At 73.6% G+C, this 26,681-nt stretch carries 25 protein-coding genes and 1 tRNA gene; 17 read left to right on the forward strand and 9 right to left on the reverse strand.

What is annotated here, in order from left to right; genetic code table 11:
• Nucleotides 1-48: 48 nt before the first annotated feature.
• From ACFVUY_RS03655 to htpX, 3 genes are all read left to right on the forward strand, one after another.
• Complete coding sequence (locus tag ACFVUY_RS03655) at nt 49-1,629, forward strand: NuoM family protein (protein WP_387727035.1); 1,581 nt, start codon at nt 49-51, stop codon at nt 1,627-1,629.
• Between the two features lie 56 nt (nt 1,630-1,685).
• Entirely contained in the window at nt 1,686-3,227 is a 1,542-nt protein-coding gene (locus ACFVUY_RS03660; RefSeq protein ID WP_387727037.1) for an NADH-quinone oxidoreductase subunit N, read from the forward strand.
• Between the two features lie 188 nt (nt 3,228-3,415).
• Nucleotides 3,416-4,279 (forward strand): zinc metalloprotease HtpX, encoded by an 864-nt coding sequence (htpX, locus tag ACFVUY_RS03665; RefSeq protein ID WP_387686166.1) that lies wholly within the window; start codon nt 3,416-3,418, stop codon nt 4,277-4,279.
• Between the two features lie 17 nt (nt 4,280-4,296).
• Here htpX and ACFVUY_RS03670 read toward each other — a convergent pair whose 3' ends face one another.
• Nucleotides 4,297-5,751, reverse strand: coding sequence for a PLP-dependent aminotransferase family protein (locus ACFVUY_RS03670; RefSeq protein ID WP_387686168.1), 1,455 nt, complete (start codon nt 5,749-5,751; stop codon nt 4,297-4,299).
• On the opposite strand from ACFVUY_RS03670, the gene ACFVUY_RS03675 reads away from it, so the two are divergent.
• The 3 genes from ACFVUY_RS03675 to ACFVUY_RS03685 all read left to right on the forward strand — a co-directional run bounded on the left by ACFVUY_RS03675 (nt 5,750) and on the right by ACFVUY_RS03685 (nt 8,176).
• Nucleotides 5,750-6,658: a DMT family transporter gene (locus ACFVUY_RS03675; protein WP_387686170.1), complete on the forward strand. Its 909-nt coding sequence runs from the start codon at nt 5,750-5,752 to the stop codon at nt 6,656-6,658. The two genes, ACFVUY_RS03670 and ACFVUY_RS03675, sit on opposite strands and share 2 nt — an antisense overlap.
• Before the next feature lie 132 nt (nt 6,659-6,790).
• Complete coding sequence (locus ACFVUY_RS03680; protein WP_387686173.1) at nt 6,791-7,216, forward strand: BlaI/MecI/CopY family transcriptional regulator; 426 nt, start codon at nt 6,791-6,793, stop codon at nt 7,214-7,216.
• Between the two features lie 3 nt (nt 7,217-7,219).
• Complete coding sequence (locus ACFVUY_RS03685; RefSeq protein WP_387686175.1) at nt 7,220-8,176, forward strand: M48 family metalloprotease; 957 nt, start codon at nt 7,220-7,222, stop codon at nt 8,174-8,176.
• A gap of 19 nt (nt 8,177-8,195) precedes the next feature.
• Here ACFVUY_RS03685 and ACFVUY_RS03690 read toward each other — a convergent pair whose 3' ends face one another.
• Nucleotides 8,196-8,909: an NAD(P)H-dependent oxidoreductase gene (locus ACFVUY_RS03690; RefSeq protein WP_387727039.1), complete on the reverse strand. Its 714-nt coding sequence runs from the start codon at nt 8,907-8,909 to the stop codon at nt 8,196-8,198.
• A 74-nt stretch (nt 8,910-8,983) separates the two neighbouring features.
• On the opposite strand from ACFVUY_RS03690, the gene ACFVUY_RS03695 reads away from it, so the two are divergent.
• Entirely contained in the window at nt 8,984-10,009 is a 1,026-nt protein-coding gene (locus ACFVUY_RS03695) for a sigma-70 family RNA polymerase sigma factor (protein ID WP_387727041.1), read from the forward strand.
• Between the two features lie 85 nt (nt 10,010-10,094).
• Here the strand turns inward: ACFVUY_RS03695 and ACFVUY_RS03700 are convergent, their stop codons facing one another.
• On the reverse strand, nt 10,095-11,099 hold the full coding sequence (locus ACFVUY_RS03700) for an NADP-dependent oxidoreductase (RefSeq protein ID WP_387727043.1): 1,005 nt from the start codon (nt 11,097-11,099) through the stop codon (nt 10,095-10,097).
• A 135-nt stretch (nt 11,100-11,234) separates the two neighbouring features.
• Here ACFVUY_RS03700 and ACFVUY_RS03705 point away from each other — a divergent pair, with 135 nt between their 5' ends.
• The gene (locus ACFVUY_RS03705; RefSeq protein ID WP_387727045.1) at nt 11,235-12,170 is read left to right on the forward strand and encodes a LysR family transcriptional regulator; all 936 of its coding nucleotides are present in this window, start codon (nt 11,235-11,237) and stop codon (nt 12,168-12,170) included.
• Nucleotides 12,171-12,218: 48 nt separating this feature from the next.
• Here the strand turns inward: ACFVUY_RS03705 and mug are convergent, their stop codons facing one another.
• The 4 genes from mug to ACFVUY_RS03725 form a co-directional block, all read right to left on the reverse strand.
• Entirely contained in the window at nt 12,219-12,821 is a 603-nt protein-coding gene (mug, locus tag ACFVUY_RS03710) for a G/U mismatch-specific DNA glycosylase (protein WP_387727075.1), read from the reverse strand.
• Nucleotides 12,822-12,835: 14 nt separating this feature from the next.
• Nucleotides 12,836-14,008, reverse strand: a complete 1,173-nt coding sequence (locus tag ACFVUY_RS03715; protein ID WP_387727047.1) for a phosphatase PAP2 family protein — start codon at nt 14,006-14,008, stop codon at nt 12,836-12,838.
• Nucleotides 14,009-14,155: 147 nt separating this feature from the next.
• Nucleotides 14,156-15,319 carry a M24 family metallopeptidase gene (locus tag ACFVUY_RS03720; protein WP_387727049.1) on the reverse strand — a complete coding sequence of 388 codons (1,164 nt, stop codon included), beginning with the start codon at nt 15,317-15,319 and terminating at the stop codon, nt 14,156-14,158.
• A 383-nt stretch (nt 15,320-15,702) separates the two neighbouring features.
• Nucleotides 15,703-17,136, reverse strand: a complete 1,434-nt coding sequence (locus ACFVUY_RS03725; protein WP_387727051.1) for an MFS transporter — start codon at nt 17,134-17,136, stop codon at nt 15,703-15,705.
• 157 nt (nt 17,137-17,293) lie between these two features.
• Between ACFVUY_RS03725 and ACFVUY_RS03730 the strand changes: the two genes are divergently transcribed.
• Together ACFVUY_RS03730 and ACFVUY_RS03735 are read left to right on the forward strand one after the other, a co-directional pair.
• Complete coding sequence (locus tag ACFVUY_RS03730) at nt 17,294-17,950, forward strand: helix-turn-helix domain-containing protein (RefSeq protein WP_359897566.1); 657 nt, start codon at nt 17,294-17,296, stop codon at nt 17,948-17,950.
• A 42-nt stretch (nt 17,951-17,992) separates the two neighbouring features.
• Nucleotides 17,993-18,487: a hypothetical protein gene (locus ACFVUY_RS03735; RefSeq protein ID WP_387686192.1), complete on the forward strand. Its 495-nt coding sequence runs from the start codon at nt 17,993-17,995 to the stop codon at nt 18,485-18,487.
• Between the two features lie 40 nt (nt 18,488-18,527).
• On the opposite strand, the gene ACFVUY_RS03740 is transcribed toward ACFVUY_RS03735, so the two are convergent.
• Nucleotides 18,528-19,127, reverse strand: a complete 600-nt coding sequence (locus ACFVUY_RS03740) for a DUF2867 domain-containing protein (RefSeq protein ID WP_387686194.1) — start codon at nt 19,125-19,127, stop codon at nt 18,528-18,530.
• A gap of 125 nt (nt 19,128-19,252) precedes the next feature.
• On the opposite strand from ACFVUY_RS03740, the gene ACFVUY_RS03745 reads away from it, so the two are divergent.
• Nucleotides 19,253-19,813, forward strand: a complete 561-nt coding sequence (locus ACFVUY_RS03745) for a TetR/AcrR family transcriptional regulator (RefSeq protein ID WP_387727053.1) — start codon at nt 19,253-19,255, stop codon at nt 19,811-19,813.
• A gap of 150 nt (nt 19,814-19,963) precedes the next feature.
• On the opposite strand, the gene ACFVUY_RS03750 is transcribed toward ACFVUY_RS03745, so the two are convergent.
• The gene (locus ACFVUY_RS03750) at nt 19,964-20,452 is read right to left on the reverse strand and encodes a YajQ family cyclic di-GMP-binding protein (protein ID WP_359897561.1); all 489 of its coding nucleotides are present in this window, start codon (nt 20,450-20,452) and stop codon (nt 19,964-19,966) included.
• A gap of 217 nt (nt 20,453-20,669) precedes the next feature.
• Here ACFVUY_RS03750 and ACFVUY_RS03755 point away from each other — a divergent pair.
• From ACFVUY_RS03755 to ACFVUY_RS03780, 6 genes are all read left to right on the forward strand, one after another.
• Nucleotides 20,670-20,750: transfer RNA gene (locus ACFVUY_RS03755), tRNA-Tyr, on the forward strand.
• 568 nt (nt 20,751-21,318) lie between these two features.
• Entirely contained in the window at nt 21,319-21,930 is a 612-nt protein-coding gene (locus tag ACFVUY_RS03760; protein WP_387727055.1) for a GntR family transcriptional regulator, read from the forward strand.
• Nucleotides 21,927-22,058, forward strand: a complete 132-nt coding sequence (locus tag ACFVUY_RS03765; RefSeq protein ID WP_387727057.1) for a hypothetical protein — start codon at nt 21,927-21,929, stop codon at nt 22,056-22,058. Before ACFVUY_RS03760 ends, ACFVUY_RS03765 begins: the two co-directional genes overlap by 4 nt.
• Before the next feature lie 130 nt (nt 22,059-22,188).
• Entirely contained in the window at nt 22,189-22,605 is a 417-nt protein-coding gene (locus tag ACFVUY_RS03770) for an HAD family hydrolase (protein ID WP_387727077.1), read from the forward strand.
• A 755-nt stretch (nt 22,606-23,360) separates the two neighbouring features.
• A complete protein-coding gene (locus ACFVUY_RS03775; protein ID WP_387727059.1) occupies nt 23,361-24,110 on the forward strand; it encodes a hypothetical protein in 750 nt (249 codons plus the stop codon).
• Between the two features lie 689 nt (nt 24,111-24,799).
• Nucleotides 24,800-26,632, forward strand: a complete 1,833-nt coding sequence (locus ACFVUY_RS03780) for an APC family permease (RefSeq protein ID WP_387686206.1) — start codon at nt 24,800-24,802, stop codon at nt 26,630-26,632.
• The last annotated feature ends 49 nt before the right edge of the window (nt 26,633-26,681 follow it).

The raw sequence follows: 26,681 nt of genomic DNA on the forward strand, positions 1-26,681 counted from the left end.
GCTGCTGTTCTCCACCTCCGTCCCCTCGACCGCTGCTGGGAGCCCCCGATGAACGCAGTCCTCATCGCCCTCCTGGTGCTGCCGCTGCTCGGCGCCGCACTCACCCTGGCGCCGGTGTTCGGGCCGGACCGGGCCGTGGCCGGCCGGCGGGCACTGCGGCTGAACACCGTCGTCACCGGCGCGGTGTTCCTGCTCACCGTCGCCCTCGCGGCCGGCTTCGACCAGGACGAGCCCGCCCGGATGCAGGCCACCACCGACGTGTCCTGGATCCCGGCCCTGCACGTGCGCCTCCACCTCGGGGTGGACGGCGTCTCGCTGCCGCTGATCGTGCTGACCGCGCTGCTCACCTTCCTCTGCGCGCTCTACTCGGAGAAGCGGCTGCCGGGCGGGGACACCCGGGGCGGAGCCCCCGATGAGCCACGTCCGTCGGCGCAGGCCTTCGTCGGGCTGTTCCTCCTGCTCGAAGTCGGCATGCTCGCCACCTTCGCGGTGCTGGACCTCCTGCTCTTCTTCCTGGCCTTCGAGATCGTGCTGATCCCGATGTACTTCCTGATCGCCCGCTGGGGGAGCGGCGCGAAGGTGCCGGCCGCCAACCGGTTCATCCTCTACACCCTGCTCGGCTCGGCCGTGATGTTGCTCGGCTTCCTGCTGATCGGCAGCAAGGCCGGCACCTTCGACATGCAGGCCCTGGCCGCCGCGCACGGCAGCGGCCTGAGCCACACCACCCAGGTGGTCGCCGCGCTGGCGATCCTGGTCGGGCTCGCGGTCAAGGCCCCGGCCTGGCCGCTGCACAGCTGGCTCCCGGACGCCCACACCGCCGCCCCGACGGTGGGTTCGGTGCTGCTCGCCGGCGTGCTGCTGAAGATGGGCACCTACGGTCTGGTCCGCGTCCTCCTCCCGGTCGTGCCGGACGGCGCCAGCACGCTGGCCCCCTACCTGGGTGCCTTCGCGGCCGTCGGCATCGTCTACGGCTCCCTGGCCTGCCTGGCGCTCTCCCGCCCCGGCGCCAAGGGCGACCTCAAGCGCCTGATCGCGTACTCCTCCGTCGGCCACATGGGCTTCGTGCTGCTCGGCATCGCCTCCCTCACCCCGGTGGGCGTCAACGGCGCGCTGTTCGCCAACATCGCCCACGGCCTGATCACCGGCCTGCTGTTCTTCGTCGTCGGCGCGCTCAAGGACCGCTACGGCACGGCCGACCTCGACACCCTCGCCGGGGCCACCGGCGCAGCCCTGTACGGCCGGGCCCCGCGACTGGGCGTGCTGCTCGCCTTCGCCGCCGTCGCCAGCCTCGGCCTGCCCGGCCTGGCCGGCTTCTGGGGCGAGCTGCTCGCCATGTTCGGCGCGTTCGACCCGGCCGACGGCCTGTCGCGCCCCGCGTTCGTCACCTACATGGTCCTGGCCGGCCTCGGCACCCTCCTCACCGCCGCGTACCTCCTGATCGTGGTCAAGCGCGTCTGCATGGGGGACCCCGAGCAGCCCGCACCGGTGGCCGAGGTCGCCGAGCTGCGCCCGTACGAGGCCGTCAGCTGGACGCCGCTGGCCGCGCTGACGCTGCTCGCCGGCCTCTGGCCCGCGCTGCTGCTCGGCCTCTCCGATCCCGCCGTCAAGCACCTCCTCGGGGGTGGCTGACCGTGCTCGCAGCCCAGACCGCCGCACTCGGACCTCACTCCACGGGGCAGCACACTGTGACCTCCCTCGCCGTAGCCAACCCGGGCAGCCTGATCCAGTCCGTGGACTGGGTGGCGATCGCACCGCCGCTGATCGCCGCCGTGGCCGCCCTCGCCGTGCTGCTCGCGGACCTGTTCCTGCCCGAGCGGCACAAGAAGTGGCTCGGCCGCCTCACCGCGGCCGGACTCGCCCTCGCCCTCATCGCACTCCTCCCCCTCACCGGTGGATCACCCCGAGCGACCTTCTGTGTGCAGAACGTAGCAGGAGGGTCCGACAACGGCGGCTGCTCGTACGTCGCCGACCACTTCGCGCTGGTGTTCCAGCTGCTCGCCCTCGGCGGCGCGCTGATCGCGGCGCTGCTGTCGGCGCACACGGTGGAGGACGAGCGGCTGCCGCGCGGCGAGTACTGGTTCCTGCTGCTCTCCAGCGCCACCGGCGCCGCGCTGCTGCCCGCCTCCCGCGACCTCGCCACCATGGTGATCGCCCTGGAGGTCGCCTCGCTGCCCGCCTTCGCCCTGGTCGCGCTGCGCCGGGACGGCCGGGGCGCCGAGGCCGCCTTCAAGTTCTTCGTCTCCTCGGTGACCGCGACCGCCGTGATGCTGCTCGGCGTCGGCTTCGTCTACGCGGCGAGCGGCAGCCTGCACCTCGGCGCCGTCGCCCAGGGCCTGGAGCACGCGCCCGGCCAGCTCAGGCCGCTGGCCGAGGCGGGCGCGGTGCTGACCCTGGTCGGCTTCGCCTTCAAGGTCGCCGCCGTCCCGTTCCACTTCTGGGTGCCCGACACCTACACCGGCGCGCCGCTGCCGGTGGCCGGCTACCTCTCGGTGGTCGGCAAGGCGGCCGGCCTGTCCGGGCTGGCGCTGGCCACCACCGTCGCCTTCCGCCCGTACGCCCACACCTGGGGCCTGGTGCTCGCGGTGCTGGCCGCCGTCACCATGACCGCCGGCAACGTCGGCGCGCTGCGCCAGCGCTTCGACACCCGGTACAGCGCGGTGCGGCTGCTCGCCTGGTCCTCGGTCGGCCAGGCGGGGTACCTGCTGGTTCCGCTTGCCGCGGCCGGCTACGCGCCGACCGGCGTCGACCCGCTCGGTGCCACCGCCGCGTACGCGCTGATCTACGGCGTGGTGAACCTCGGCGCCTTCGGGGTGGTCGCCGCCGTCGGCCGCCGGCCCGGGACCAGCGTGGACGACTTCCGCGGCCTGTTCGCCCGCAACCGCTGGACGGCGCTGGCGCTCGCCTTCTTCCTGCTCTGCCTGGCCGGGCTGCCGCCGGGCGTGATCGGCCTGTTCGGCAAGGTCGTGGTGTTCCGCGCGGCGGTCGACGCCGGGCTGGGCTGGCTCGCCGTGGTGATGGCCGTCAACGTGGTCATCGCCCTGTACTACTACCTGCTGTGGACGGCCCGGCTGTTCGCCCCGGGGGACGAGCCCCTCGGGGAGGCCGCCCTCGGGAGCCGTCTGCCGGTGGGTCTCACCGCGACGCTGGGGCTCACCGCCTCGGCCGCCGTGGTCCTCTCGGTGGCGCCGCAGCTGGTCCTCCAGGTGGCGGGCGGCTCGCTGTTCTGAGCGGGCGCCGGACCACCCCGGTGGTGCGGTCCGGGGCCGTCGCGGCCGCGCCGGTGGTGCGGCGCTGCGGTGTCGCGTCGGTCACCGTGTCGGGTCACAAGGGAACAAGGCCCTCGGCCCCACCCGTTGACCGGGCACGAGGGACGAGGCAGAAAGGGCTTCCCCACCGCACCACTGGAGGGCCTGACGTGCACAGTCGGCACAACGGACTGAGGACCGCCGTCCTGCTCGGCGGCCTCTCGGCGCTGATCCTGGTGATCGGAAGCCTCTTCGGCCGCACCGGCTTCGTGATCGCCCTGCTGGTCGCCCTGGGGACCAACGCCTACGCGTACTGGAACAGCGACAAGCTCGCGCTGCGGGCCATGCGGGCCCGGCCGGTCAGCGAGTTCGAGGCGCCCCAGCTGTACCGGATCGTCCGCGAGCTCTCCACCGCCGCCCGCCAGCCGATGCCCCGCCTCTACATCTCCCCGACCCCCGCGCCCAACGCCTTCGCCACCGGCCGCAACCCGCGCAACGCGGCGGTCTGCTGCACCGAGGGCATCCTGCGGATCCTGGACGAACGCGAGCTGCGGGGCGTGCTCGGGCACGAGCTGAGCCACGTCTACAACCGGGACATCCTGATCTCCTCGGTGGCCGGGGCGCTCGCCTCGGTGGTGATGTTCCTGGTCAACTTCGCCTGGCTGATCCCGTTCGGGCGCAGCGAGGACGACGACGGCCCGGGGTTGTTCGGGATGCTCGCCATCATGATCCTCGGCCCGCTCGCGGCCGGACTGATCCAGATGGCGGTCAGCCGCTCCCGCGAGTACCAGGCCGACGCCGACGGCGCCCGGATCACCGGCGACCCGCTCGCCCTCGCGAGCGCCCTGCGGAAGCTGGACGCCGGCACCCGCCGGCTGCCGCTCCCGCCCGAGCCGCAGCTCCAGACCGCGAGCCACATGATGATCGCCAGCCCCTTCCGTCCCGGCGAGGCCGGCGCGAAGCTCTTCTCCACCCACCCGCCGATGGCCGAGCGGGTCGCCCGACTGGAGCGGATGGCGGGACACGGGCGGTAGCGCACCGCCGTCCGGGGTCAGCCCGTCTCCTCCTCGTACGCGAGCCGCAGGCGGTGGACGCCCTCGGCGACCTGGGCGGGGCTCTCGGCCGCGGCGTAGCTGAGGCGCAGGTGGGGGGCCGGGGGTTCGGCGGGGTGGTAGGGGCGGCCGGGGGAGACCTGGACGCCGGCGCGCAGCGCGGCCGCGGCGAGGGCGGTGTCGTCGACGCCGTCCGGGAAGCGCAGCCACAGGTGGTAGCCGCCGGGGCGGTGGGTGCCGAGGACGCCGGGCAGCTCGCGGTGCAGGGCGGCGACGGCGGCGGTGCGGCGGTCGCGCAGTTCGGCGCCGAGGGTGCGCAGGTGACGGGCCCAGGCGGGGTCGGCGACCAGTTCCAGGGTGGCCTCCTGGAGCGGCCGGGGCACGAAGAAGCTGTCCACCACCTGGGTGGCCCGCAGCCGGGCCAGCGCCGGTCCGCGCGCGGTGAGGGCGCCGACCCGCAGGTTGGGGGAGGCCGCCTTGGTCAGCGAGCGCAGGTGCACCACGACCCCGTCCCGGTCGTCGGCGGCGAGCGGGCGCGGCAGCGCGGGGGCGTCCGCGTGGACCAGCAGCCGGGCGAAGTCGTCCTCGACCACGAAGGCCCCGGCGGCCCGGGCGATCCGCAGCACCTCCTCCCGCCGTTCGGGCGACAGCACCGCCCCGGTGGGGTTCTGGAACAGCGGCTGGCAGACGAGGACCCGTGCCCGGGTGGCCGCGAAGGCGTCCGCCAGCAGGTCGGTGCGCAGGCCGTCGGCGTCGACCGGGACCGGTACGGGCCGCAGCCCGGCCGCCCGGACGACCGCCAGGATGCCCGCGTACGTCGGCGACTCCACCAGCACCGGCGAGCCGGGCGCGGCGAGCGCCCGCATGGCGACGGTCAGCCCGCTCTGCCCGCCGGAGGTGATCAGGACGTCCCCGACGCCGATCGGCCCGCCGTGGCCGCCGATGTCCCGGGCGAACCAGCCGCGCAGTTCGGTGAGGCCGTCGGTGGGCGGGCGGTCCCAGGCGCCCGGTCGCCGGCCGGCCCGGGCGAGCGCGGCGGCGAGCAGCCGCTCGGGCAGCAGCGAGGCGTGCGGGTAGCCGCTGTTGAGGTCGACGACGTCGGGCGGCGGCACCCGGAGGGTGGCGAACACGGGGGCGGCGAGCAGGTCGCGCGGGCCGGAGTCGGCGCTGAGCGCGATCTGCTGCCAGGAGAGGTCGCCGGTGCGGCCGGACGGTGCGGCGGGGACGGCCGGGGCCGCGGCGAAGGCCGCCGCCCGGAACACCCCGGCGCCGGGCCGGGAGACCACCAGCCCCTCGGCCACCAGGACCGCGATGGCCCGGGAGACCGTCACCGGGCTGACCTGGTGACGGTCCACCAGCGCCCGGCTGGAGGGCAGCTTCCGTCCCTCCGGGTAGCGCTCGACCTCCCGCCGCAGGATGTCGGCGAGTTCGGTCACACTGCTACGCTCGTTCATGACGGCACAAGATAGCGCTACCCGGCCTCGGGCGGTAGCACCTCGCCAGGCCCCCACGTCCGGCACCGCCCTCGCGGCCCTCGCCGTGGCCTCCTTCTCGCTCTCCTTCCCGGCCACCGCGTGGTCCCTGACCGGCTTCGGCCCGTGGTCCGCGACCGGCCTGCGCGGCGCCCTCGCCGGTCTGCTGGCCGTCCTCCACCTGGCGGCCGTCCGCGCCCCGCTGCCGCAGCGGCGGCACTGGCCCGGACTGCTGGTGGTCTCCGGCGGCTGCGTCCTCGGCTTCCCGCTGCTGACCACGCTCGCCCTGCGCACCTCCTCGACCGCCCACTCGGCGGTGGTCATCGGCGTGCTGCCGCTGGCCACGGCGACGGTCGCGGCGCTGCGCACCGGCCGCCGGCCGTCCGGGGCGTTCTGGGCGGCGGCGCTCGCCGGGGCCGCCGCCGTGCTCGCCTTCACCCTGGTGCAGAGCCACGGCCGGCCGACCGTCGCCGACCTCTACCTGTTCGCGGCGGTACTGCTCTGCGCCGCCGGGTACGCCGAGGGCGGGCGGCTCTCCCGGGACCTGCCGGGCGCCCAGGTGATCGCCTGGGCGGTGGTCGCCGCCCTGCCCGCGACGCTGCTGACCGCGGCGCTCGGGCTGGGCGCCGAGCCGGTGCGGTTCGGGGCGCAGGCCCTGGTCGGGCTGGCCTACACGGCGGCGGTCTCGCAGCTCGGCGGGTTCGTGCTCTGGTACCGGGGGATGGCCGCGATCGGGGTGCCGAGGGCCAGCCAGCTCCAGCTCGCGCAGCCGCTGCTGACACTGGTCTGGTCGGTGCTGCTGCTCGGCGAGCGGCTGCCGGCCGCGGCGCCCGTCACCGCGGTGGTGGTGCTGGTCTGCATCGCGGTGACCCAGCGGGCCCGGACCTGACCCGCGGGCGCCGCAGGGCCGCGCCGTACGTCCCCGAACCCCCGCTCCGACCGGTTCGGCGCGGCCCCTTGCTCGTTAGGATGAACCCGTGCCCGTCGGTCCGGGCGAGGCATCCGGAGGGAGTGGGCCGTCATGGCAGACGAGAGGCACGCCCCGGCGGCCGGGGACGCGCCGACCCGGCGCCGCGGTCAGGGGGAGCTGGAGGCGCAGGTGCTCGCGGTGCTCCAGCAGGCGCCCGGCCCGGCCGCCGCGGGATGGGTCCAGGAACGCCTGGAGGGCGACCTGGCCTACACCACGGTGATGACCATCCTGTCCCGGCTGCACGCCAAGAGCGCCGTGACCAGGACCCGCTCCGGGCGTTCCTACCTGTGGCAGGCCTCCTCGGACGCCGCCGGGCTGGCCGCGCTGCGGATGCGCCGGATGCTCGACGGGGAGGCGGACCGGGACGCCGTCCTGGCCAGTTTCGTCAGCGCGCTGCTGCCGCACGACGAGGAACTGCTCCGGGCGCTGCTGGACGCCGCGTCCGCCGATCCGGCAGTGCCCGACCGTGAGAGCTGACCCGTGGGCCTCTTCGTCTTCCTCCCGCTCGTCCTGCCGCTCACCGCGGTCCCGATCGCGCGCCTGACCGAACAGCACCTGCACCCGCGCGGCGCGGCCCGGCTGATGACCGTGATCAGCGCGGTGATGGCGGTGTGCAGCGCGCTCTGCCTCGGGCTGATCGGCGTGGTGGGCACCGCGCAGATCCCCGGCAACCCGCTGCCGGACAGCTGGTCCGACCCGGAGGTGCGGGCCGCGCTGCCGTACCACGAGACGGTCGGCACGGCCGCGATGTGGCTGCTGGCCCTGGTGGTCCTCGCCTGCGCCCGGACGCTCGTGCGGCACCTGCGGGTGCGGGCCCGGGCCCGCCGGGCGCTGAGCGGGCTGCCCGTCGGGACGGGACCGGCCGGCGACCTCGCGGTGCTGCCGGACCGGAGCCCGTACGCCTACGCGCTGCCCGGCTCGCCCGGCCGGGTCGTGGTCTCCACCGGGATGCTGGCCGGCCTGGCCGCCGACGAGCGCGAGGCGCTGCTCGCCCACGAGCGGGCGCACCTGCGCCACCGCCACCACCGGTACCTGCTGACCACCCAGCTCGCCGCCTGCGTCAACCCGTTCCTGCGGCCGCTGCAGGACGCGGTGGCGTACAGCGCGGAGCGGTGGGCGGACGAGGACTCGGCGCAGGCCGTGGGGGACCGCCGGATCACCGCGCGGGCGGTGGCCCGGGCGGCCCTGGTCTCGCACGCCGCCCCGGCCCCCGGCTTCGCGGCCTTCGCCGCCCCGGCCGCGGCGGCCGGCCCGGTGCCGCGCCGGGTCGCCGCGCTGCTCGGCCCGGTGCCGACCTCCCGCAACTGGCCGCCGGCGAAGACCCCGGCGGGCCTGGCGGCGATGGTCGCGGCGATCGGTACGGCGGCGTCGGCGCTGTGCGCGCTCAACGCCGCCGTGGCCCTGCTGGTGGTGCTCAAGGCCGTCACCCCGCTGTAGCCGGCGGGGCTCCGGAGCGTCACCCCGCTGCGGCCGGTGGGCTCTGGAGCGTCGCGGCCAGCTCGTCGACGGCGGCCTCGGCCGCCGCCAGGGATTCGGCGGCGAGCGGCTGGAAGGCGTTCAGCGCCGGGATGTCCGCGGCCCGGGTGAGCTCGGCGGTGACCACGTGCAGGTGCTCCGCCGCCACCCCGATCCGGTCGAAGTACGCCCGCAGGTACGGGACCTGGAAGTCGCAGTGGGCACGCGGCGTGCCCGGCCCGTAGCCGCCGCCGCGGACCGCGACGACCACCACGCGGGTGTCGCGCAGCAGCGGCTCGCCGGTCTCCGGATCGTGGTGGACGCCGGGGAAGGTGACCCGGTCGATCCACGACTTGAGGCCGGCCGAGACGGTGTAGTTGTACATCGGGCTGCCGACCAGCAGGACGTCGGCGGCCCGCAGCTCCTCGATCAGCGGACGGCTGAGCGCCCACTCCCGCGCCTCGTCCGGCCCCTCGGCGAGGCGGCCGATGTCGTCCAGCGGGAGCACCCCCTTGCGCTCGGTGCGGCGGCCGAGGGCGTCGTAGGCGGCGCGCACCGGGGGCACCGGGTCGGCGGCGAGGTCGCGGTACCGGTGCTGGACGCGGGCACCGTGGCGGGCGCGCCAGGCGTCGGCGAAGCGGGCGGTCAGGGCGTGGCTCACCGAACCGGACGGGCTGATGCTGGAATCCAGGTGGAGCAGCGTAGTGGAGGTCATGGCGGTCTCCTGGTCACCTCGGAGGGGGACGGATCGTCATAGCGGTGACGAGCCGCGCCGAGGAAAGGTGACCGATGGACCGGAACGCGATGCCGGGGGCGGCGGACGGGCGGGAGCGGAGCGGGGGAGCGGCCTCGGGGGCGGGACGCCCGGAGGCCGAACGCTTCGAGGCCGTGCGCTCGGACGCCGTGCGCTCGGCCACCGTGCGGGTGAACGCTGCGTGCTCGGACGCCGAGCGCGTGAACGCCGAGCGCTTCGAGGCCGAGCGCGGCCGGCTGCGGGCGATCGCCCAGCGGATGCTCGGCTCGACCGGCGAGGCCGAGGACGCCGTGCAGGAAGCCTGGTTGCGGCTGGTCCGCACCGATCCGGCGGAGATCGGCAACCTGCCCGGCTGGCTGACCACGGTGGTCTCCCGGATCTGCCTGGACCTGCTGCGGGCCCGTGCCGCGCGCCGCGAGGAGCCGACCGACGAGGCGCTGCCGGACGGCTCGGGCGGCGGCCCGGAGCCGGAGCGGGAGGCGCTGCTGGTCGAGTCGGTGGGCCGGGCGCTGCTCGTGGTGCTGGACCGGCTGGGCCCGGCCGAGCGGGTCGCCTTCGTGCTGCACGACGGCTTCGCGGTGCCCTTCGACCGGATCGGGCCGATCCTCGGACGGACCCCGGTGGCCGCCAAGAAGCTGGCCAGCCGGGCCCGGCAGCGGGTCCGCGGGACGGCCGCGCTGCCTCCGGAGCCGCTGGCCGGGCACCGGCGGGTGGTGGAGGCCTTCCTGGCCGCCGCCCGGGGCGGGGACCTGGCCGAACTGCTGTCCGTGCTGGCTCCCGACGTGGTGCGCCGGGCCGATCCGGTGGCGCTGGGGCCCGGCCGCGACCCGGTGGCCCGGGGCGCGCGGGCCGTCGCCCGGGAGACCACGGTCTTCGGCCGCCGGGCCCGCTACGGCGCGGTGGCCCTGGTGGACGGGGCGCCCGGCATCCTGATCGCCCCGGACGGGCGGCTGCGGCTGGTGCTGCGGGTGGCGGTCGCGGACGGCCGGGTGGCCGGCTACGAGGTGGTGGCGGACCCGGCCCGGCTGGCCGCGCTGGACCTGGCCGTCCTGCCGGAGTGAGCCCTCGCCCGGGCGGGGGCTGCCGGACCGTGTCCCGCCCGGGCGAGTCCTGCCCGGTGGGCGCGCCGGGCCGGCCGGCGCCGGGTCAGTGGGCGATCCGGACCAGCATCTTGCCGGTGTTGGCGCCGCGCAGCATGCCGAGGAAGGCGTCCACCACCCGGTCGAAGCCGTCCACGACGGTCTCGTCCGGGACGACGGCGCCCGAGCGCAGGTGCGGGACCAGGAAGTCGTACAGCTCCGGCCGGGCGTCGAGGTGGTCGCGGACCAGGAAGCCCTCCAGCCGCAGGCTCTTCCCGACCACGTCGAACAGGTTGCGCGGGGCGGCCGGCGGGTTCCCGAGCCGGTTGTACTGGGCGACCGCGCCGCACCAGGCGATCCGGCCGTGTTCGCGCAGGGCGCCGATGGCGGCCTCCAGGTGGTCGCCGCCGACGTTGTCCAGGTAGGCGTGCAGCCCCTCGGGGGCTGCCTCGCGCAGGCGGTCCGCGATCGGGCCGTCGTGGTAGTCGAAGGCGGCGTCGAAGCCGAGCCGCTCGGTGAGGCGGGCGGCCTTGGCGGCGGAGCCGGTGCTGCCGACGATCCGTCCGGCGCCGAGCAGCCGGGCGAGCTGCCCGGCGGCGGTGCCGACGCCGCCGGCGGCCGCCGAAACGAAGAGCGTCTCGCCGGGCTGGAGCCGGGCGATCCTGGTCAGCGCGACCCAGGCGGACAGGCCGGTGCCACCGAGCACCGACAGGTGGGAGCTGAGCGGGACGCCGGCGAGCTCGGGCAGCAGGCTCGCCCGCTCGGCGGTGACCACCGCGTGGGCGCGCCAGGCCTGGCGGTGCTGGACCAGTGCCCCGACCGGCAGGGCGTCGGCCCGGGACTCCACCACCCGGCCGAGGGCGCGGCCCTCCAGCGGGGCGTGCAGCTCCCAGCCGCCCTCCTCCATCTCCTCGCGCATGTACGGGTCGACGGACTGGTAGAGGTTCTCGACCAGGGCCTCGCCCGCCGCGAGGGCCGGGACGGTCTCCTCGACGAAGGCGAAGTTCGCGGCGGTCGGCGCCCCGTCGGGGCGGGAGACCAGGTGGACGGCGCGGGTGGTGGGGCGGGACATCAGGGCTCCGGACGGGTGAGGACGGGCGGACGTGATCACCGTAGGAAGCGCGGGAGCCGCCGGGCAGGGGCGCCGGTCGATGGAACGGCGGCATCCATGAGCAGGATCGATGGATCGCGGGATAGGTTCGGCCGCATGACCGATCTCGCCCCGCACGAGCTGCGGACCCTGGTCGCCGTCGAGGAGGAGCGGAGCTTCACGGCGGCCGCCGCACGCCTGGGCAGTACCCAGTCCGCCGTCTCGCACGCCGTCCGCGCCTGCGAGCGGAAGCTCGGCACGGTGCTCTTCGACCGGGGGCGCCACGGCGCGCGCCCCACCGAGGGCGGCGCGCGAGCGGTGGCATACGCCCGCCGGATCCTGCGGCTGCTGGACGCGATGGGCCCCGAGGTGCGCGGCGCGGGAGCGGACGGGCCGCTGACCGGCACCCTGCGGATCGCCGCCTTCCGCAGTGCCGCCGCCCACCTGCTGCCGCCCGTCCTGGCCCGGCTGGCCGAGCGCCACCCCGGCCTCGGCACCCACGTCCGGATCGTCCGGGAGCTCGGCCGCGGCACCGCCGGGGAGGTCGCCGACGGTCGCGCCGACCTCGGGCTGGCGACGCTCGACGCGGGCGGCCCGCCACCCGCCCCGGGCCTGGTCGCGGTGCGGCTGTACGAGGAGTCGTACGCGCTCGCGCACCCGCACGGCCATCCGGCGCCGCGCGAGCTCCCGCTGGTCGACTGGGACGAGAACTGCGGCTCGTACACCCGGGACTGGTGGCAGCGGCAGGACTGGATCCCGCCCGCGACCGTGGACGTGGAGGACGACACGGTGGCCCTCTCGCTGGTCGCCCAGGGCCTCGGCATGGCGATCATGCCCCGGACCGCCCTGCTCGGCGCCCCGGCCGGCCTCGCCGTCACCGACCTCGGGCCGCGGCCGCCCAGCCGCTCGGTCGGGTACGTCACCACGTCCGAGCTGGCCGGGACGGCCGCCGTCCGGGCGCTGATCCGCGAGCTGCGCGAACTGCCGCTGCCGGCTGGGCTGTCGGCGGCCCGGCCCCCGGCCGGCCGGTCCGCGACGGTTCAGGCCCCGTAGGGCCGGGTCCCGCGGGACCCGGTCCATGGAGGCCCAAGCCCCGCGGGCTCAGGCCTCCATGGACCGGTCTCCGGCGGCTGGGCCCTCGACGGACCGGTCCTCGACGGGCCGGTCCTCGACGGCCTCCCGGAGCCTGCGGAACTCCTCGGCCAGCCCGTCCAGGGTGTAGTGGGCGTTGAGGCCGCTGGGGTTCGGCAGCACCCACACCTCGGTGCCGCCGATGCCCTCCGGTTGCCGCCCCGGCACGGCCCGGCGCTGCCCGAAGGCCGTCCGGTAGGCGCCGATGCCGAGCACGGCCAGGACGCGCGGGCGCAGCCGCAGCACCCGTGCGCGCAGCGCGGCGCCGCCCTCGCGCAGCTCCTCGGCGGTCAGCTCGTCCGCCTTGGCGGTGGTGCGCGGGGCGACGTTGGTGATGCCCAGGCCGAGTGCGAGCAACTCCCGCTGCTCGTCCGGGCGGTACTGGCGCCCGGTGAAACCGGAGCGGTGCAGGGCCGGCCAGAAGCGGTTGCCCGGGCGGGCGAAGTGATGACCGGTGGCGCCGGACCACAGGCCCGGGTTGATGCCGCAGAACAGCACCCGCAGCCCGGGACCGGAGACGTCCGGGATGGTGGTGTCCTTGGCAGCCAGCAGCTGCTCGGCGGTGGGCTTCATCGGTGCGCTCGGATTCACCCGGCCAAGTCTGCCGTGCCCTTGGCCACGGCCTTCGCCGCGTCCTTGGCCGCGTCCTTCGCCTCCTTCGCCGCGCGCCCGGCGGTGTCCCTGACGATCTCCTCGGCTGCGTCCTCGGCGATGGGCTCGACCGCGCGCTCGGCCGTGTCCTCCGCCGGGCCCGGGGCCGGGGTCTGGGCCTGGGTCGGCCCCGAAGTCGCGGCGGCCGCCCGGCGGTTGCGCAGCCGGCGCAGGCCGAACACCACCACGGCCGCGTAGGCCCAGCCGACGAAGACGTCGATGATGAAGTGCTCCGCGCCGTAGACCAGGGTGAAGGTCATCGCGAGCGGGTAGGCGACCAGCACGGCCCGCAGCCAGCGGTTGGCGGTGGGCCAGAAGAAGAACAGCAGCATCGCCGGGTAGGCGGAGTGCAGCGAGGGCATCGCGGCGACGTCGTTGGCGAACTGACTGCCGTTCTCCAGCAGGGAGTCGGCCTGCGGCAGCCCGCTCACCGAGATCACTTCCCAGACCACCCGGGACAGGTGCGGCAGGTTGCCCTCCTGGGACACCAGCCACGGCGGGTCGGCCGGGTAGAGGAGGTAGGTGGCGAAGCCGGCGAAGGTGAGCGTCAGGTAGGCGGCGAGCAGCTGCCGGAAGCGGTGGTGCGCGCGCCGCCAGAGCACCGCGAGCAGCAGGAAGACCACGAAGAAGTGCGAGAGGTAGACGGCCACCGCGGCGTAGTCGTACCAATGCGGTGAGCCGGCGGAGTAGAGCGCGTGCTGGAGCCGGACGGTCCAGGTCTCGCCGAGGCCGAGCACCTCGTCGAAGCGCAGCTGGGGCAGCCAGTGCGGGGCCCACGGGGTGTGGGCGCCGTAGCCGCGCAGCAGTGAGTACGCCCACACCACGGCCATCACCGGGACCCAGTCGCGCAGGACCAGGAGGAAGCCGCGGGGGCCGTGCCCGCTGTGCACGGCGGCGGTCAGCAGGGCGGCGATGAGCCAGAGGAACAGCACGTCGTTGGCCGCGGGGATGCCCTCGGTGCTCAGGAACCAGAGGAGGCACGTCAGGTAGAGCGGCCAGGCCAGCCACCGGAGTCTCGACCAGCCCGTCACGCGTGGGCGGGGCGGAGGCACCGGGCGTGGCTGCCCGGCCCGCGCGTCGTGCGGGGCCGGGGGGAGGGTCTTGGTCATGCGCACCGAAACTAGCAACCCAAACTTGGAGGACTCTGGGTGAAATATGACTGGATCGTAAGAACGTCCGATCCGGTCGACACCCGGTTCGACAGGTGAATTCGACTGTTGGTTCGACAGGTGGTTCGACGCACGGTCAGGCGCTGGTCAGGCCACGATGCCCAGCTCGTGCGGGGTGTTGTTGAAGCGTCGGCCGCCGGCCGGGGTGACGGTCACGATGTCCTCGATCCGCACCCCGAACCGGCCGGGCAGGTAGATCCCCGGCTCGATCGAGAAGCACATGCCCGGCACCAGCGGCCGTTCCTCGCCCTCGACCAGGTACGGAGGTTCGTGCGTGGTGGTGCCGATGCCGTGGCCGGTGCGGTGGATGAAGTACTCGCCGTACCCGCCCTCGGTGATCACCCGGCGGGCGATCCGGTCGATCTCCTGGCAGGCTACCCCGGGGCGCACCGCCTCGAAGGCGGTCTGCTGGGCCAGTCGGACCAGCTCGTGCACCTTGCGCACCTCGTCCGGGACGTCCGTGCCGACATGCACCGTCCGGGTGGTGTCGGAACCGTAGCCGTCCTTGAGACCACCGAAGTCCAGCACCACGGTGTCACCCGTACGGATGACCCGGTCACCGGCCTCGTGATGCGGGTTGGCGCCGTTCGGCCCCGAGCCGACCACGGTGAAGTCGACCTGGCTGTGCCCGTACTGGATGAGCAGCGCGCCGAGGTCGGCGGCCACGTCGGTCTCCCGGCGGCCGGCGAACTCGACCTCCAGGATGCCCCGGTAGGCGGCGTCCGCCGCGCCGCCGGCGGCGGCCAGGCGGTCCAGCTCCTCGGTGTCCTTGACGGCGCGCAGCATCGGCAGGCAGTCGGTGAGCGAGACGAAGGAGACGCCGGGCAGCGCGGCCTGGAAGCCGAGCAGGTGCAGTGCCCAGGTGTTGTCGGAGACGCCGTACCGTCCGGCCGGGTCGAGCAGCGGGCCGACGGTGGCGAACGGGTCCTCGCCGTCGGACCAGTCGAGCAGCCCGACGGCCGGGGCACCGACCGCCTTCTCGGCATCCGGGCGCTCCAACTTGGGCACCACCAGAGCGGGTTCGCTTCCGGCGGTGAGGACGAGGGCGGTCAGCCGCTCGGTGATCGCGGTGGGCGAGTAGCCGCACAGGTAGGCCAGATCGGGACCGGGGGCGACGACCAGGCCGGCCAGACCGGCGGCGGTCGCCTCGGCGGTGGCGCGGGACATCCGGGCGGTGTGGTCCTCGACGGTGAAGGGGCGGGGCACGGCGGTTCCTCCTCGGGGGCCGGACGGGCGCTGCTGGGATTCCATCGCGTCAACTCCATCACTTCCTCGCCGAGTTGGCGAAGCTCTCGGGGAGGAACCGGCGCGATCCGGACGGCGCTGCGGAACGCTCTCCGGGCGGCGAGGCGCGGGCGGGCGGGGGCGTGTCCGTGGAACGCATCCGGTCCTCCTCCAGTCCTCCTCCTCCGGTCCTCCTCCGGTGCGGCGCCGTAGTGGCTCAGGACGTGGGCCGCGTGAGCCGCGTGGGCCGCGCGCTGGTCGCGCGGGCGGCGCGGGGTCCGGCGCGGTGGGTCCGCGGCCCGCCCCGGGAAGCCCTCGGGGGAGGGCCGTACCCGGCCAGTTCACTCGGTTGCCGGGCCCGCCGCATGCGGCGGACGGCCGTGCGGGTGAGCGGCGGCCGACCCGGGGCGTCAGTCCTGCCGGTCGGCCGACTCGGCAGACTCGGTGGACTTGGTGGATTCAGCGGATGCGGCGGATCCGGCGGACTCGGCAGCGGGCCACACGGCGCGCCGCAGCGTGCGGCTCGCCGTCGCGGCCAGCAGGGCGGCGGCGAGCAGGGCGCTGATCCCGACCAGCACGGTGGCGGGGGAGGACCGGTCCAGCAGCAGGCCGGTGACGAAGCTCCCGGCGGGCATGCCGGCGGCGAGCAGCGTCATGGTCGCCGCGATCACCCGGCCGCGCAGCGCGTCCGGCACCTGGCGGAAGACCAGCAGGTCGAGCATCACCCGCAGGGTCGGGACGCCCACGCCGAACACGAACAGCGCGGCGAAGACGGTCGGCGCCCCGCCGGGCAGCAGCGGCGCCAGCGGGACCGGTACGGCGCTCCAGGCCACCGCCAGCAGCAGCACGCCGGGGCCCGCCAGCCGGTGCAGCCGGGTGACCAGGGCGGTGCCGGCCAGCGCCCCGACCGCCTCGCCGGCCAGGGCCAGGCCGATCCCGGTGCCGCCGGTGCCGTGCTCGCGCAGCAGCACCATGACGGGCAGCAGCAGGGCGGTCCCGGCGAGATTGATCACCAGCAGGACGGCCAGAGCGGGCCGCAGCAGCGGGGACGCGGCGAGGACGCGGAAGCCCGCCAGGGCGCTGTTCCCGGTGGACGGGTCGGCATCCCCGGACTCGTGCGGGCTGGGGAAGCGCACCGCGACGGCGGCGGTCACCGCGAGCAGGGAGGCGAGCGCGGCGCCGAGGAAGGGGACCGCGTGGCCGAGCCCGAACAGGAACCCGGCCAGTGGCGGTCCCGCCAGCGAGGCCCCGCTCATCCGGGCCTCGTCCTGGGCCAGGGCCTGGGAGAGCTGCTCCGGCGGGACCACCGAGCGCAGCGCGAGCAGCCGGACCGGGCCGCCGTAGGCGATCGTCGCGCCGATCACGGCGGCGACCAGCAGCAGGTGGACCAGGTTCGGCGGGCCGAACGCCAGGGCCACCGGGACGCTGGCGAGGGCGAGCAGCCGGGCGCTGTCGGCGGCGATCAGTACCCGGCGGCGGTTCACCCGGTCGGCCACGACGCCGCCGTGGACGCCCAGCAGCAGGGTGGCGGCCATCTGCACGGCGCCGAAGGCTCCGGCGGAGGTGGAGGAACCGGTGAGTGCGAGGACCAGCAGGGGGAAGGCGGTGTCGCCGATCACCATGCCGAGGGTCGCGGAGGCCTGACCGGCCCAGAGGGCCTGGAACCGCAGGTTGCGCCGCAGCGGTACGAGCGGCGGCGGTGCGGGCGACGGCGGTACGAGCGGCGGCGGTGCGGGCGACGAAGGAACGGACGGGGAAGGCGCGGGCGGCGAGGGCACGGCCGGCGGGGCGCCGGCCGGTCCGGGGTGCTCCATCGCCGCTGTCGTCGTCGGTTGATCCGTCATGTCCCGCCCCCATCGTTCGCGATTGCCGCAATCATTCACGTCTGCATGAATGATGTCGTAGGCGTCATTGGTTTCGCAAGGGTGATTGATGGCTCAGTGGTGAGCGCTCACCGGGGCGTGATTGCGAACGGAGCGGCCGATCTGGAAGGGTGGCCCCGTGGTCGAGCACACACCGGAGGCCGCCGACAGCGGCGAGCAGCAGCCCGTCACCTGGGTCAAGGAACGCCAGGTGTCCGACGTCGCGGTGCTCAAGGCCCTGGCCGACCCGCTGCGCCTGGCCATCCTCGGCGCGCTGCAGTCCTCCGAGGACCGCCCGCTGACGGCCAAGGAGCTCGCCGCCACGCTCGACGAGCCGCAGACCAAGCTCTACCGGCACATCAAGCAGTTGGAGAAGGCCGGGCTGGTCCTGGTGGCCGGCACCCGGCTGGTCTCGGGCATCGTGGAGAGCCGCTACCGGGTCGCCCAGGGGGCGATCCGGCTGGCCCCGGAGATGTTCACCGCCGACTCCCCGGCCCGCTCCGAGGCGTACGAGGCCGTCGTGGCCGCGATGGACCGGGTGCGGTCCGACTTCCGCGCCAGGATCGCCGAAGGCCGGCTGGACTTCGGCCGGCCGCCCGGTGGTTCGGGCCCGCCGTCCGGACTGTTCGCGGACTTCGCGCTGCGGCTCAGCCCGGACCGACTGGACCGGCTGCGATCCCAACTGGCCGAAATCTTCGACGAACTGAACGAAGAAGGGCCGAGTGCGGCCGAGGATGCGCTGGATGTGACCGTCTTTACCCTGCTCTACGGTCTCCGACCGGGCACGGAATCATAAATTCCGGGTCGTCTGTCGGTGCGGTGGGACACCATGTCCGCCATGTCCTACGAACTCCAGGCGCTGATAGGAACACGGGAGCTGCTGACGGTGGCGGCGGCGGAGGTTCCGGCGGCCCGGGTGGTGCCGTTGGCGCAGGGGCTGGCCCTGATCCCGGTCACCTCCGCCGTCCTCACCGCGCTCCAGGGGGACGGCGTCCTGCGCAGGCCCGGCGGCGGGGCCGGGCCCGGCCGGTACGCGGACGGCTTCGAACTCCGGCTGGCCGCCTGGTCGAAGGCCGGGCCGATCGCCCGCGTCGAGGCGCGGTACTTCGGTGGCGGCGGCACCCAGCGCGCGGCCGTCTGGGTGGACGGCGCGGTCACCCTCGGCCCGCTCACCATCGGCGAGTTCGAGCCCGCCCCGGCCGAGGGCACCCCGATCTCCCGTGCCCTGCGGCAGATCGGCGCCCGTACCGAGGAGGGCCGGACGGACGAGTTCGAGTCGGTCGGCCTGGGCCGGCACCGCAGCACCGGCGGCTGGGCGGAGCCGGCCGACTGACCCCGCCGCCGCAGTCCGTGCCCGCGCCCGTGCCGTGCCGTCAGTGCGGGGTGGGTGAGTCGGCCTGCCAGCGCCGGCCGATGGAGCGCAGCAGGGCCGGGTAGACGCCGAGGTACCGGAAGGGCTTGATGGCGGCCATGTAGAGGTGGCCGAGGAGCCCGTTGGGCTTGACCAGGACGGCCATCTGGGCGCGGTACGCGCCGCTGCCGGGAGCGGTCTCGACCCAGCCGAGGTGGAGGATGCCGTGGACGGTGCGGTTGGCCGTCTCGGCGGTCCACTCGTCGTGGAGCAGGTAGACGGAGCGGAACGGCGCGGAGCGGGTGTCGGGGCCGCGCGGGGCGTCCCGGAGATCGGCGGGGAGGCGGTCGCGGAGGGTGGGGACGCGGGTGCCGAGGCCGGCGTCGGGCTTGTCCCAGCCGAGCAGGGCGCCGAGCTTCCAGCGGGCCGCGAAGAGGAGGCGGACGACGGGGGAGGCGGACATCGGGGCGCCGGTGCCGCTGGCGAACTGCTCGACCAGGCGGGCGAGATCGTCGGGGCCGCCGGGGGTCGGCAGGGCCCACACGTCCTCCAGGCGGAAGTCGGGGGCGATCTCGTGGATCCGCCACGGGCGGGAGGTGTGTGCCGTGCGGGGGAGTCTCATCTGCGTGCCCCTGTCTGTACGGTGCCGTATAGATCCAGGCTAGACCCGTGTGTACGGTGGCGTATACGCAAGGGCGTGAGCGTGAGGAGCGACACAGTGGAACGAGACGCGGCGAGGGGCCCGGCATGGGCGTGACGCGGACGCCGCGCGCCCGGTGGATCGAGGAGGGACTGCGGGCGCTCGCGGCCGGCGGCCCGGAGGCGGTGCGCGTCGAGCCGCTCGCCCAGGCGCTCGGCGTCACCAAGGGCGGCTTCTACGGATACTTCCGCAACCGGGGCGCGCTGCTCGACGAGATGCTCGACACCTGGGAGCGGGAAGTCACCGAGGGAGTGATCGCCCAGGTCGAGGACGAGGGCGGCGACGCCCGGACCCGGCTCGGGCGACTCTTCGCGATCGCCGCCACCAGCGGCGACGGGCCCGTGACCGGCACCACCGTCGACCTGGCGATCCGCGACTGGGCACGGCGCGACGAAGCGGTCGCCGAACGCCTGCGCCGCGTGGACAACCGCCGGATGGCCTACCTGCGTTCGCTCTACGCGTCGTTCTGCCCCGACCCGGACGACGTCGAGGTCCGCAGCCTGATCAGCTTCTCGCTCCGGATCGGCCACCACCTCCTCGCCGTCGACCACGAGGGCCGCAGCCGCGCCGAGGTGATGGAACTGACCCGCGATTGGCTCCTGCGCTAGAGCTTGTCTCCGGCCGGCCGGACGGCCGGCCGGGCACACGGAAAGCGGGCACGGAAAACGGGGGCGCGGCACCGAAGAAGGTCCGGTGCCGCGCCCCCGCTGTGTCCCGCAGCCGCTCGGAGCCTGCGTCGCCGCAGGCCGGGGCCGGTGCTAGCGGTAGTTCACGTACTGGAGCGCGAAGTCCAGGTCCTTGCCCTTGAGCAGGGCCTGCACGGCCTGGAGGTCGTCGCGGCTCTTCGAGCTGACGCGCAGCTCGTCGCCCTGGACCTGCGCCTTGACGCCCTTCGGGCCCTCGTCACGGATGATCTTCGCGACCTTCTTCGCGTCCTCCGTGGTGATGCCCTCCTTGACGTTGGCGAAGATCTTGTACTCCTTGCCGGACAGCTGCGGCTCGCCGGCGTCCAGAGCCTTCAGCGACAGGCCGCGCTTGATGAACTTGGTCTGCAGGACGTCGAGGATGGCGCGCACGCGCTCCTCGCCGTTCGCCTTCATCTCGATCTTCTCGGCGGTGCGGCTGATCTCGCCGCCGACGCCCTTGAAGTCGAAGCGCGTGGCGATCTCACGGGAGGTCTGGTTGATCGCGTTGTCGACCTCCTGCCACTCGACCTTCGAGACGATGTCGAAACTGGAGTCGGCCATGGGTGTTGGTCTCCTTGATGCTCTGGCTTCACTGGCACGGCCCGCCCTCGCGGGCGTCCGGAGTCCCAGCCTATCCAGCGCCACACCGGCCCCGCCCGTACCGCCCGCCCGCGGTTCCTTGATCATTGCGTGATCTATCGAGTGGCGGAGCACCCCCCGGCATCGGGTATGGTTTACCAAGTCGAACGGGGTGAACACCCCGGGAAACAAAGATCCTGGCTGGTTGCCCGAGCGGCCAAAGGGAGCAGACTGTAAATCTGTCGCGCAAGCTACGCAGGTTCGAACCCTGCACCAGCCACAGGATAGAAAAGCGGTCCCTGACCTGCGGAAACGTAGGTGAGGGGCCGCTTCTTCGTTTATTTGCAACTAGGTGGTTGCAGTGCCCCGTTCAGGTGGCTTGTCGCACTTTGCGCCACTCGAATCCCACCGCTGACCACCTCATACGGACCAGCGGCGGACCAGGATCCGGAGCCGACGGCGTCGGACGGTTCCGGTTGAGCCGCTTCGAGATCAGCTCGTTCGCGTACTCGACGCTGCCGTGCAGGCACTTCGCGTAGACCCGCAGCAGGACGGCCACGCTGCGCCCCGGGGTCGACCCGCCGGGCGACCTCCGTCGGGTCGACCCCGGAGTTCAGCCCAAGCGAGATCCCGGCGTGCCGCAGGTCGTACGGCCGCTTGCCGAGCTTCGTGGCGCAGTCGGCCGGCGACAGCACCTCGGTGCGGGCCCGCTGCCAGACAGCCGCCCGTCGGGCGCCGTGCCGTACAGCTCGATCTGCTCCCGCAGCAGCTTCACCAGCTCGGGCAGCCAGGGTTCGAGCCCGGCGACAAGCTGCTTTCCGGCCCCGAGTTGGCGAAAGCACTTCGGCGTGGCGCGTGGCACGGTGGACAAGGCGCTCGACCTGCTCCGCACCGAGGGGCTGATCGTGACCCGGAAGGGGAGCGGCTCCTTCGTCCGGGAGCGCACCTCACGCCCGGTCGGGCTGCGGCCGCACCTCCAAGCGGCCTTCGAGCAGCAACAGGTGACCCTCGACTTCGCCGGGTTCTCCAGCGAGACGCTGCACGATGCGCTCCAGGAGCCGCTCGACAAGCTCCAGGACGAGGCCGCCCTCCGGCAGCACGCCCGCAACATCGCCCTGACGAACGCCGGCGGCATCGCACACTCGGTGGAGATGCTGGCCGATCTGGGTCTCGTCCAGAAGGCGAGCGTCGAGGTCAAGGTCCACCGGGCGTCCAGCCGGTTCAAGCTGTATACCCTGAACCGGTCGGAGGCGTTCTTCGGCTTCTACCCGCTCCGCGAGCGCACCGTGTCCATCGACGACACCGCCCACACCTTCTACGACGTGACCGGCAAGGACACCACCCTGTTCCACCACGCCGCCGGCCCGGACGACGCCTCACTCGGATCGCAGTACGTCCAGCAGGCCCAGATGTGGTTCGACAGCGTGTGGAGCACGATCGCCTACGAGCGGCAGTCATGACCGCCATGTCTCAGCAACTCGCCGACGTCCTGCGGCCGGTGAAGCACGTGCTCCTCGACTTCGACGGCCCGGTGTGCTCGGTCTTCGCCGGCCCTGCCCGCCCCGGAGGTAGCGCGCCGACTCCGTGAGGACCGACTCGCCACCGGCGAGCCGGTCCTGGCCGGGGCGGAGGAGGAGAGCGACCCGCTCGCCCTGCTCCGGCTGATCTCGGATGCCCGGTCCGACCTCACTGAGAGCACGGACGCAGCGCTGGCCGCGCTGGAGACTGAAGCTGTCCGGGCCGCTCGCCCGACCCCGGGCGGAGAATCGGTTCTGTGGGCTGCCGGCCGCTCTGGTCGACTGGTCTCCGTGGTCAGCAACAATGCAGGCGGGGCTATTGAGGTCTACCTCGCCGAGCATGGCCTCAGCGCCTACGTGGCCGGCGTCTTCGGCCGCACTCCGGGTGACCCCTCTTCCATGAAGCCGAACCCGCGCCTCCTGGTCGAAGCCATGGACGCCGCAGGCACCTGGCCGGCGCACTGCATCTTCATCGGCGACGCGGCTCGCGACGTTGAGGCCGCCAGCATCCCGACGATCGGCTACGCCAACAAGTCGGGGAAGGATGCCAAGCTGGCCGCCGCAGGCGCTGTGGTGATCGTGGACTCGATGGAGCTCATCTCAGATGCCTTGACCTGACGTTCAAGTTCTGGTCAACCGCCGGGCTGGCCAGTGGGCGGGCGCTCCTTCATCCCACTGACCAGCTCGAAAGCCGGCGTCAGTTGTCAACGTTGGTTGGTGCTGGCTGACCTCACATGGCCCAGATATGGCCTCGGGATTCTCGTGCTGGGGTCTTCGTCGGCTCTGCCAATCCCTTGGGGACCGCGGCTGACCGGCTATGGGGCGCTATGGATCATGCTCCCGGGCTGTCGTCGCTAGACGTCGGACTCGGGGTGGTCAAGAACCGGTGAGCCGTGAGCCCCAGGGTGCAGCCCCCCATGAAGACGACTCCACCTGCGCAGATTGATGCAGGCAGATCGGCGCCAGCCATGCGGAGGAGGCTGCCCGCGATCACTGCGGCGAAGGCGGCCCCCAGGGCGATGACAGCCAACCAGAGGCCACGCAGAGATGCGTCCAACGCGTTCATGTCACTCCCCAACTGGGCCGCGCTGCCCTGCCACGGCCCGGTGTCGATGGCGGTCGCTTGGTGCGACCTCCCCCTCTGTTCTCAGCCTTGCATCGGTAAAATCGCAGGTCAAACGGCTTGTAATGCCTTTGTGAAGGGGGGAATATGCGATTGGAACTGGGCAAATCTGCGCTTGTGGAGCAGGCTGCAGGCCTTTGTGAAGGGCTAGGTTGGCGCTAGCGACGGAAAGGGTAGTAAAGCCAAGAACCCCCAGTACCCCCGGCACCCCCGTACCCCTGTTTCTCCTGCAAGAAGGTAGATTCTTTTCGTGGATCTAGCAGAGGTGGAGCGCAGAGAGGTTGCACGCGCGCGGCTGAAGAGCGCGGTCCAGAAGGCGCAGCGGACGTCGGTCGCGTTCCCTCATGAGTTCATCAAGGCGGATGACGGCCGCCCGCCACTGGCCCGCCTCGTTCACGGAGGCCGGGGCGGTGCGGTGAGGCTGCGGCTCTACCTGTGCATCACGATGATGGCCACCAGTGCCCCATATGACCTGCAAAGGCCGCCAACTGGGTCGACGTGGTGCAGGCTGCTCGGCCTGCCGGAAGACGGTGGCCCTCGACGGGTGACGAGCAACTTGAAGTGGCTTGCCGACGCCCGACTGATCTCGCTCACAAGGAGATGGGGAGGGCCTCCGGCGATCACTCTGCTGGATCCGGCAGGAACCGGTGCCCCCTACGTTCGGCCGCTGGGGCGGTATGTCGGTGTGCCGGCTGAACTGTGGGAGAACGGTTGGCTGCTCGACCTCTCGCCAACGGCCCTGGCCCTCCTGCTTGTACTTCTGGAGAGGCAGGGCGGTCAATCGGAACCGCAATACGTGACTCGGCATCGGCGAGACCTCTATGGACTTTCGCCGGACACGTGGACGAAGGCGCGAAAGGAGCTGGAGGGCCAAGGGCTTCTGACCGTACGGAGGGTGCCGCAGGGGAGTGACTTCGACTATCAGCGGCTGAGAAACACGTACTGGGTTGAACTTTCGCGGCTGAAGCTGCCCTCGACGCCTCTTGGCTCACCGGTCTAGCTCTGGCCGGCAGCCGGGAGTGTGCGCCCCGGGCCGCAGCGGGTCTAGAGCCTCAGGTGCCCCGCCCGCCAGAAGCTGGCACGGCCGACGCCGCAAGTGCGGTGAGCCTTGTTTGAAGTAGGGAACCTCGTAACAGTCCGCCCTTGTCCCGCCTGCACGCGCCCGTCGACTGGGGCCGCCGACCATGATCTGGACCAGGGGCGGACCAGATCCAGTCTGGGGTCGAGAACCCGCAGGTCAGAACGTGCCTGGCCAGCGGCCTGTAAATCGGTCGCGCAAGCTGCGCAGGTTCGAACCCTGCACCAGCCACAGGGTGGAGAAGCAGCCCCCGATCTGCGGAGACGCGGATCGGGGGCTGCTTCGTTGTGTTCCGGCGGTTCCGTGGGGGCGGGGCCGGCCGGGCTACTTATTGCACATTGCTTGCAATTACATGTGCCAGGCAGCAGAGTGGGGGCCGGGGGTGGGAGTCCTTCGACAGAGCTGATCGTCTTCCCAGCCGGCGACCGCCGGGACAACGGCTCGCCCCACCCCCGCCAACAGCCACCGGACGGGGCCGGCGTGGCGCGGGCGCCGCGTCAAGGGCGCGTCAAGGGCGCTCGTGGCGGCGTCAGGAACGCGTAGGGCCCGCCGGGGCGGCGGGTGCGCGGACCGCAGGATCGGACCAACTACCGACTGCGGAGGTCCGTCCGATGTCCAGCGCCACCACCACCCCGGCCGTCACGGCCGAACCCGAGCCGCCGGACACCGGTACGGGCGACGAGCGGCACCGGCTCAGCGCGCTCGGCGGGCTGGCCGCGCTCTCGCTGGACGCCATGGCCTCGGTCGCGTACGGGCCGGAGTCGATCGTGCTGGTGCTCGCCGCCGCCGGGGCGTACGGGCTGGGCTTCACGCTGCCGGTCACCGCGGCGATCGCCCTGCTGCTGGCGGTGCTGGTCGCCTCCTACCGGCAGGTGATCGCGGCCTTCCCGGACGGCGGCGGCTCCTACGCGGTGGCCAAGGCGCACCTGGGCCGCCGGACCGCGCTGACCGCGGCCGCCTCGCTGGTCGTCGACTACGTCCTGAACGTCGCGGTCTCGGTCACCGCCGGCGTCGCCGCGCTCACCTCGGCCGTCCCGGGCCTGTACGACGACCGGGTCTGGCTCTGCCTGGGCGTGCTCGCGCTGGTCACCGCGGTGAACCTGCGCGGGATCGCCGAGTCGGCGCGCTGGTTCATGGCGCCGACCGCCGTCTTCGTGCTCTCCATCCTGGCGATCGTCGTGGTCGGGCTGTTCCGGGACGGCCCGGCCAGCACCGCGGCCGCCGCGGGCCACGCCTCGGCGCTCGCCGAGAACGCCACCGCCGTCGGCGCGCTGCTGCTGCTCAAGGCCTTCGCGGCCGGCTGTTCCGCGCTGACCGGCGTGGAGGCGGTGGCCAACGCCGTCCCCTCCTTCCGCACCCCGCGGGTCAGGCGCGCCCAGCACACCGAGGTCGCGCTCGGCGCCCTGCTCGGCGTGATGCTGATCGGGCTGGCCGTGCTGATCGGCCGCTTCCACCTCCAGCCGGTCGAGGGCGTCACGGTGCTCGCCCAGCTCGCCGACGCCTCGCTCGGCCACGGGTTCGGCTTCTACGTCGTCCAGTTCGCCACCGTGGTGCTGCTCGGGCTCGCCGCCAACACCTCCTTCGGCGGGCTGCCGGTGCTGCTCGACCTGCTCGCCCGGGACAACCACCTCCCGCACGTGTTCGCGCTGCGTGCCGACCGCCAGGTGTACCGGTACGGCGTGCTGTTCCTGGCCGCGGTGTCGGCGGCGCTGCTGGTCGGCTCCGGCGGGGACGTCAACAGCCTGGTGCCGCTGTTCTCCATCGGCGTGTTCGTCGGCTTCACCGTCTGCCAGGTCGGCATGGTCCGGCACTGGCTGCTGCACCGGCCGTCCGGCTGGCGGTGGAAGGCCGCGCTGAACGGTTTCGGCGCGCTGCTCACCGGCGTCGCGGCGCTGGTCGTCACCGGCACCAAGTTCACCGAGGGCGCCTGGGGCATCGTGGTGGCGCTGCCGCTGCTGGTGGTGCTGTTCGAGGCGGTCCACCGCAGCTACGCGCGGATCGGCGAGCGGCTGGAGCTGGGCCGGGTGCCCGGCCCGGTGACCAGGCAGCGCAGCCTGGTCGTCGTCCCGGTGACCGCGATCACCCGGCTGACCCGGGACGGCCTGTCGGCGGCGCTCTCGCTCGGTGACGAGGTGATGGCGGTGACGGTGGTGCACGAGCCGGCCGCCGCGGAGGCGCTGCGCCGGGACTGGGAGCTGTGGCGTCCGGGCGTGCCGCTGGTGGAGATCCCGGACGTCCACCGCCGGCTGGGCCGGCCGATCGCCGACTTCGTCAACGAGCTGGGGGCGGAGCACGCCTACGACCGGCTGACCGTGCTGATCCCCGAGGTGGAGCCGGCCCGCTGGTGGCAGCGGGCGCTGCAGAACCGGCGCGGTGCCGTGATCGACCGTGCCCTGCGGCGGCACACCGACGCGGTGGTCTGCCGGCTGCGCATGCGGATGTGATGAGGCGCGGGAACGGAGCGGCCCCGGACGGCAGACCGCCGTCCGGGGC

Origin of the sequence: Kitasatospora sp. NPDC058063, from assembly GCF_042885395.1 — a bacterium.
Classification (GTDB): domain Bacteria; phylum Actinomycetota; class Actinomycetes; order Streptomycetales; family Streptomycetaceae; genus Kitasatospora; species Kitasatospora lactacystinica.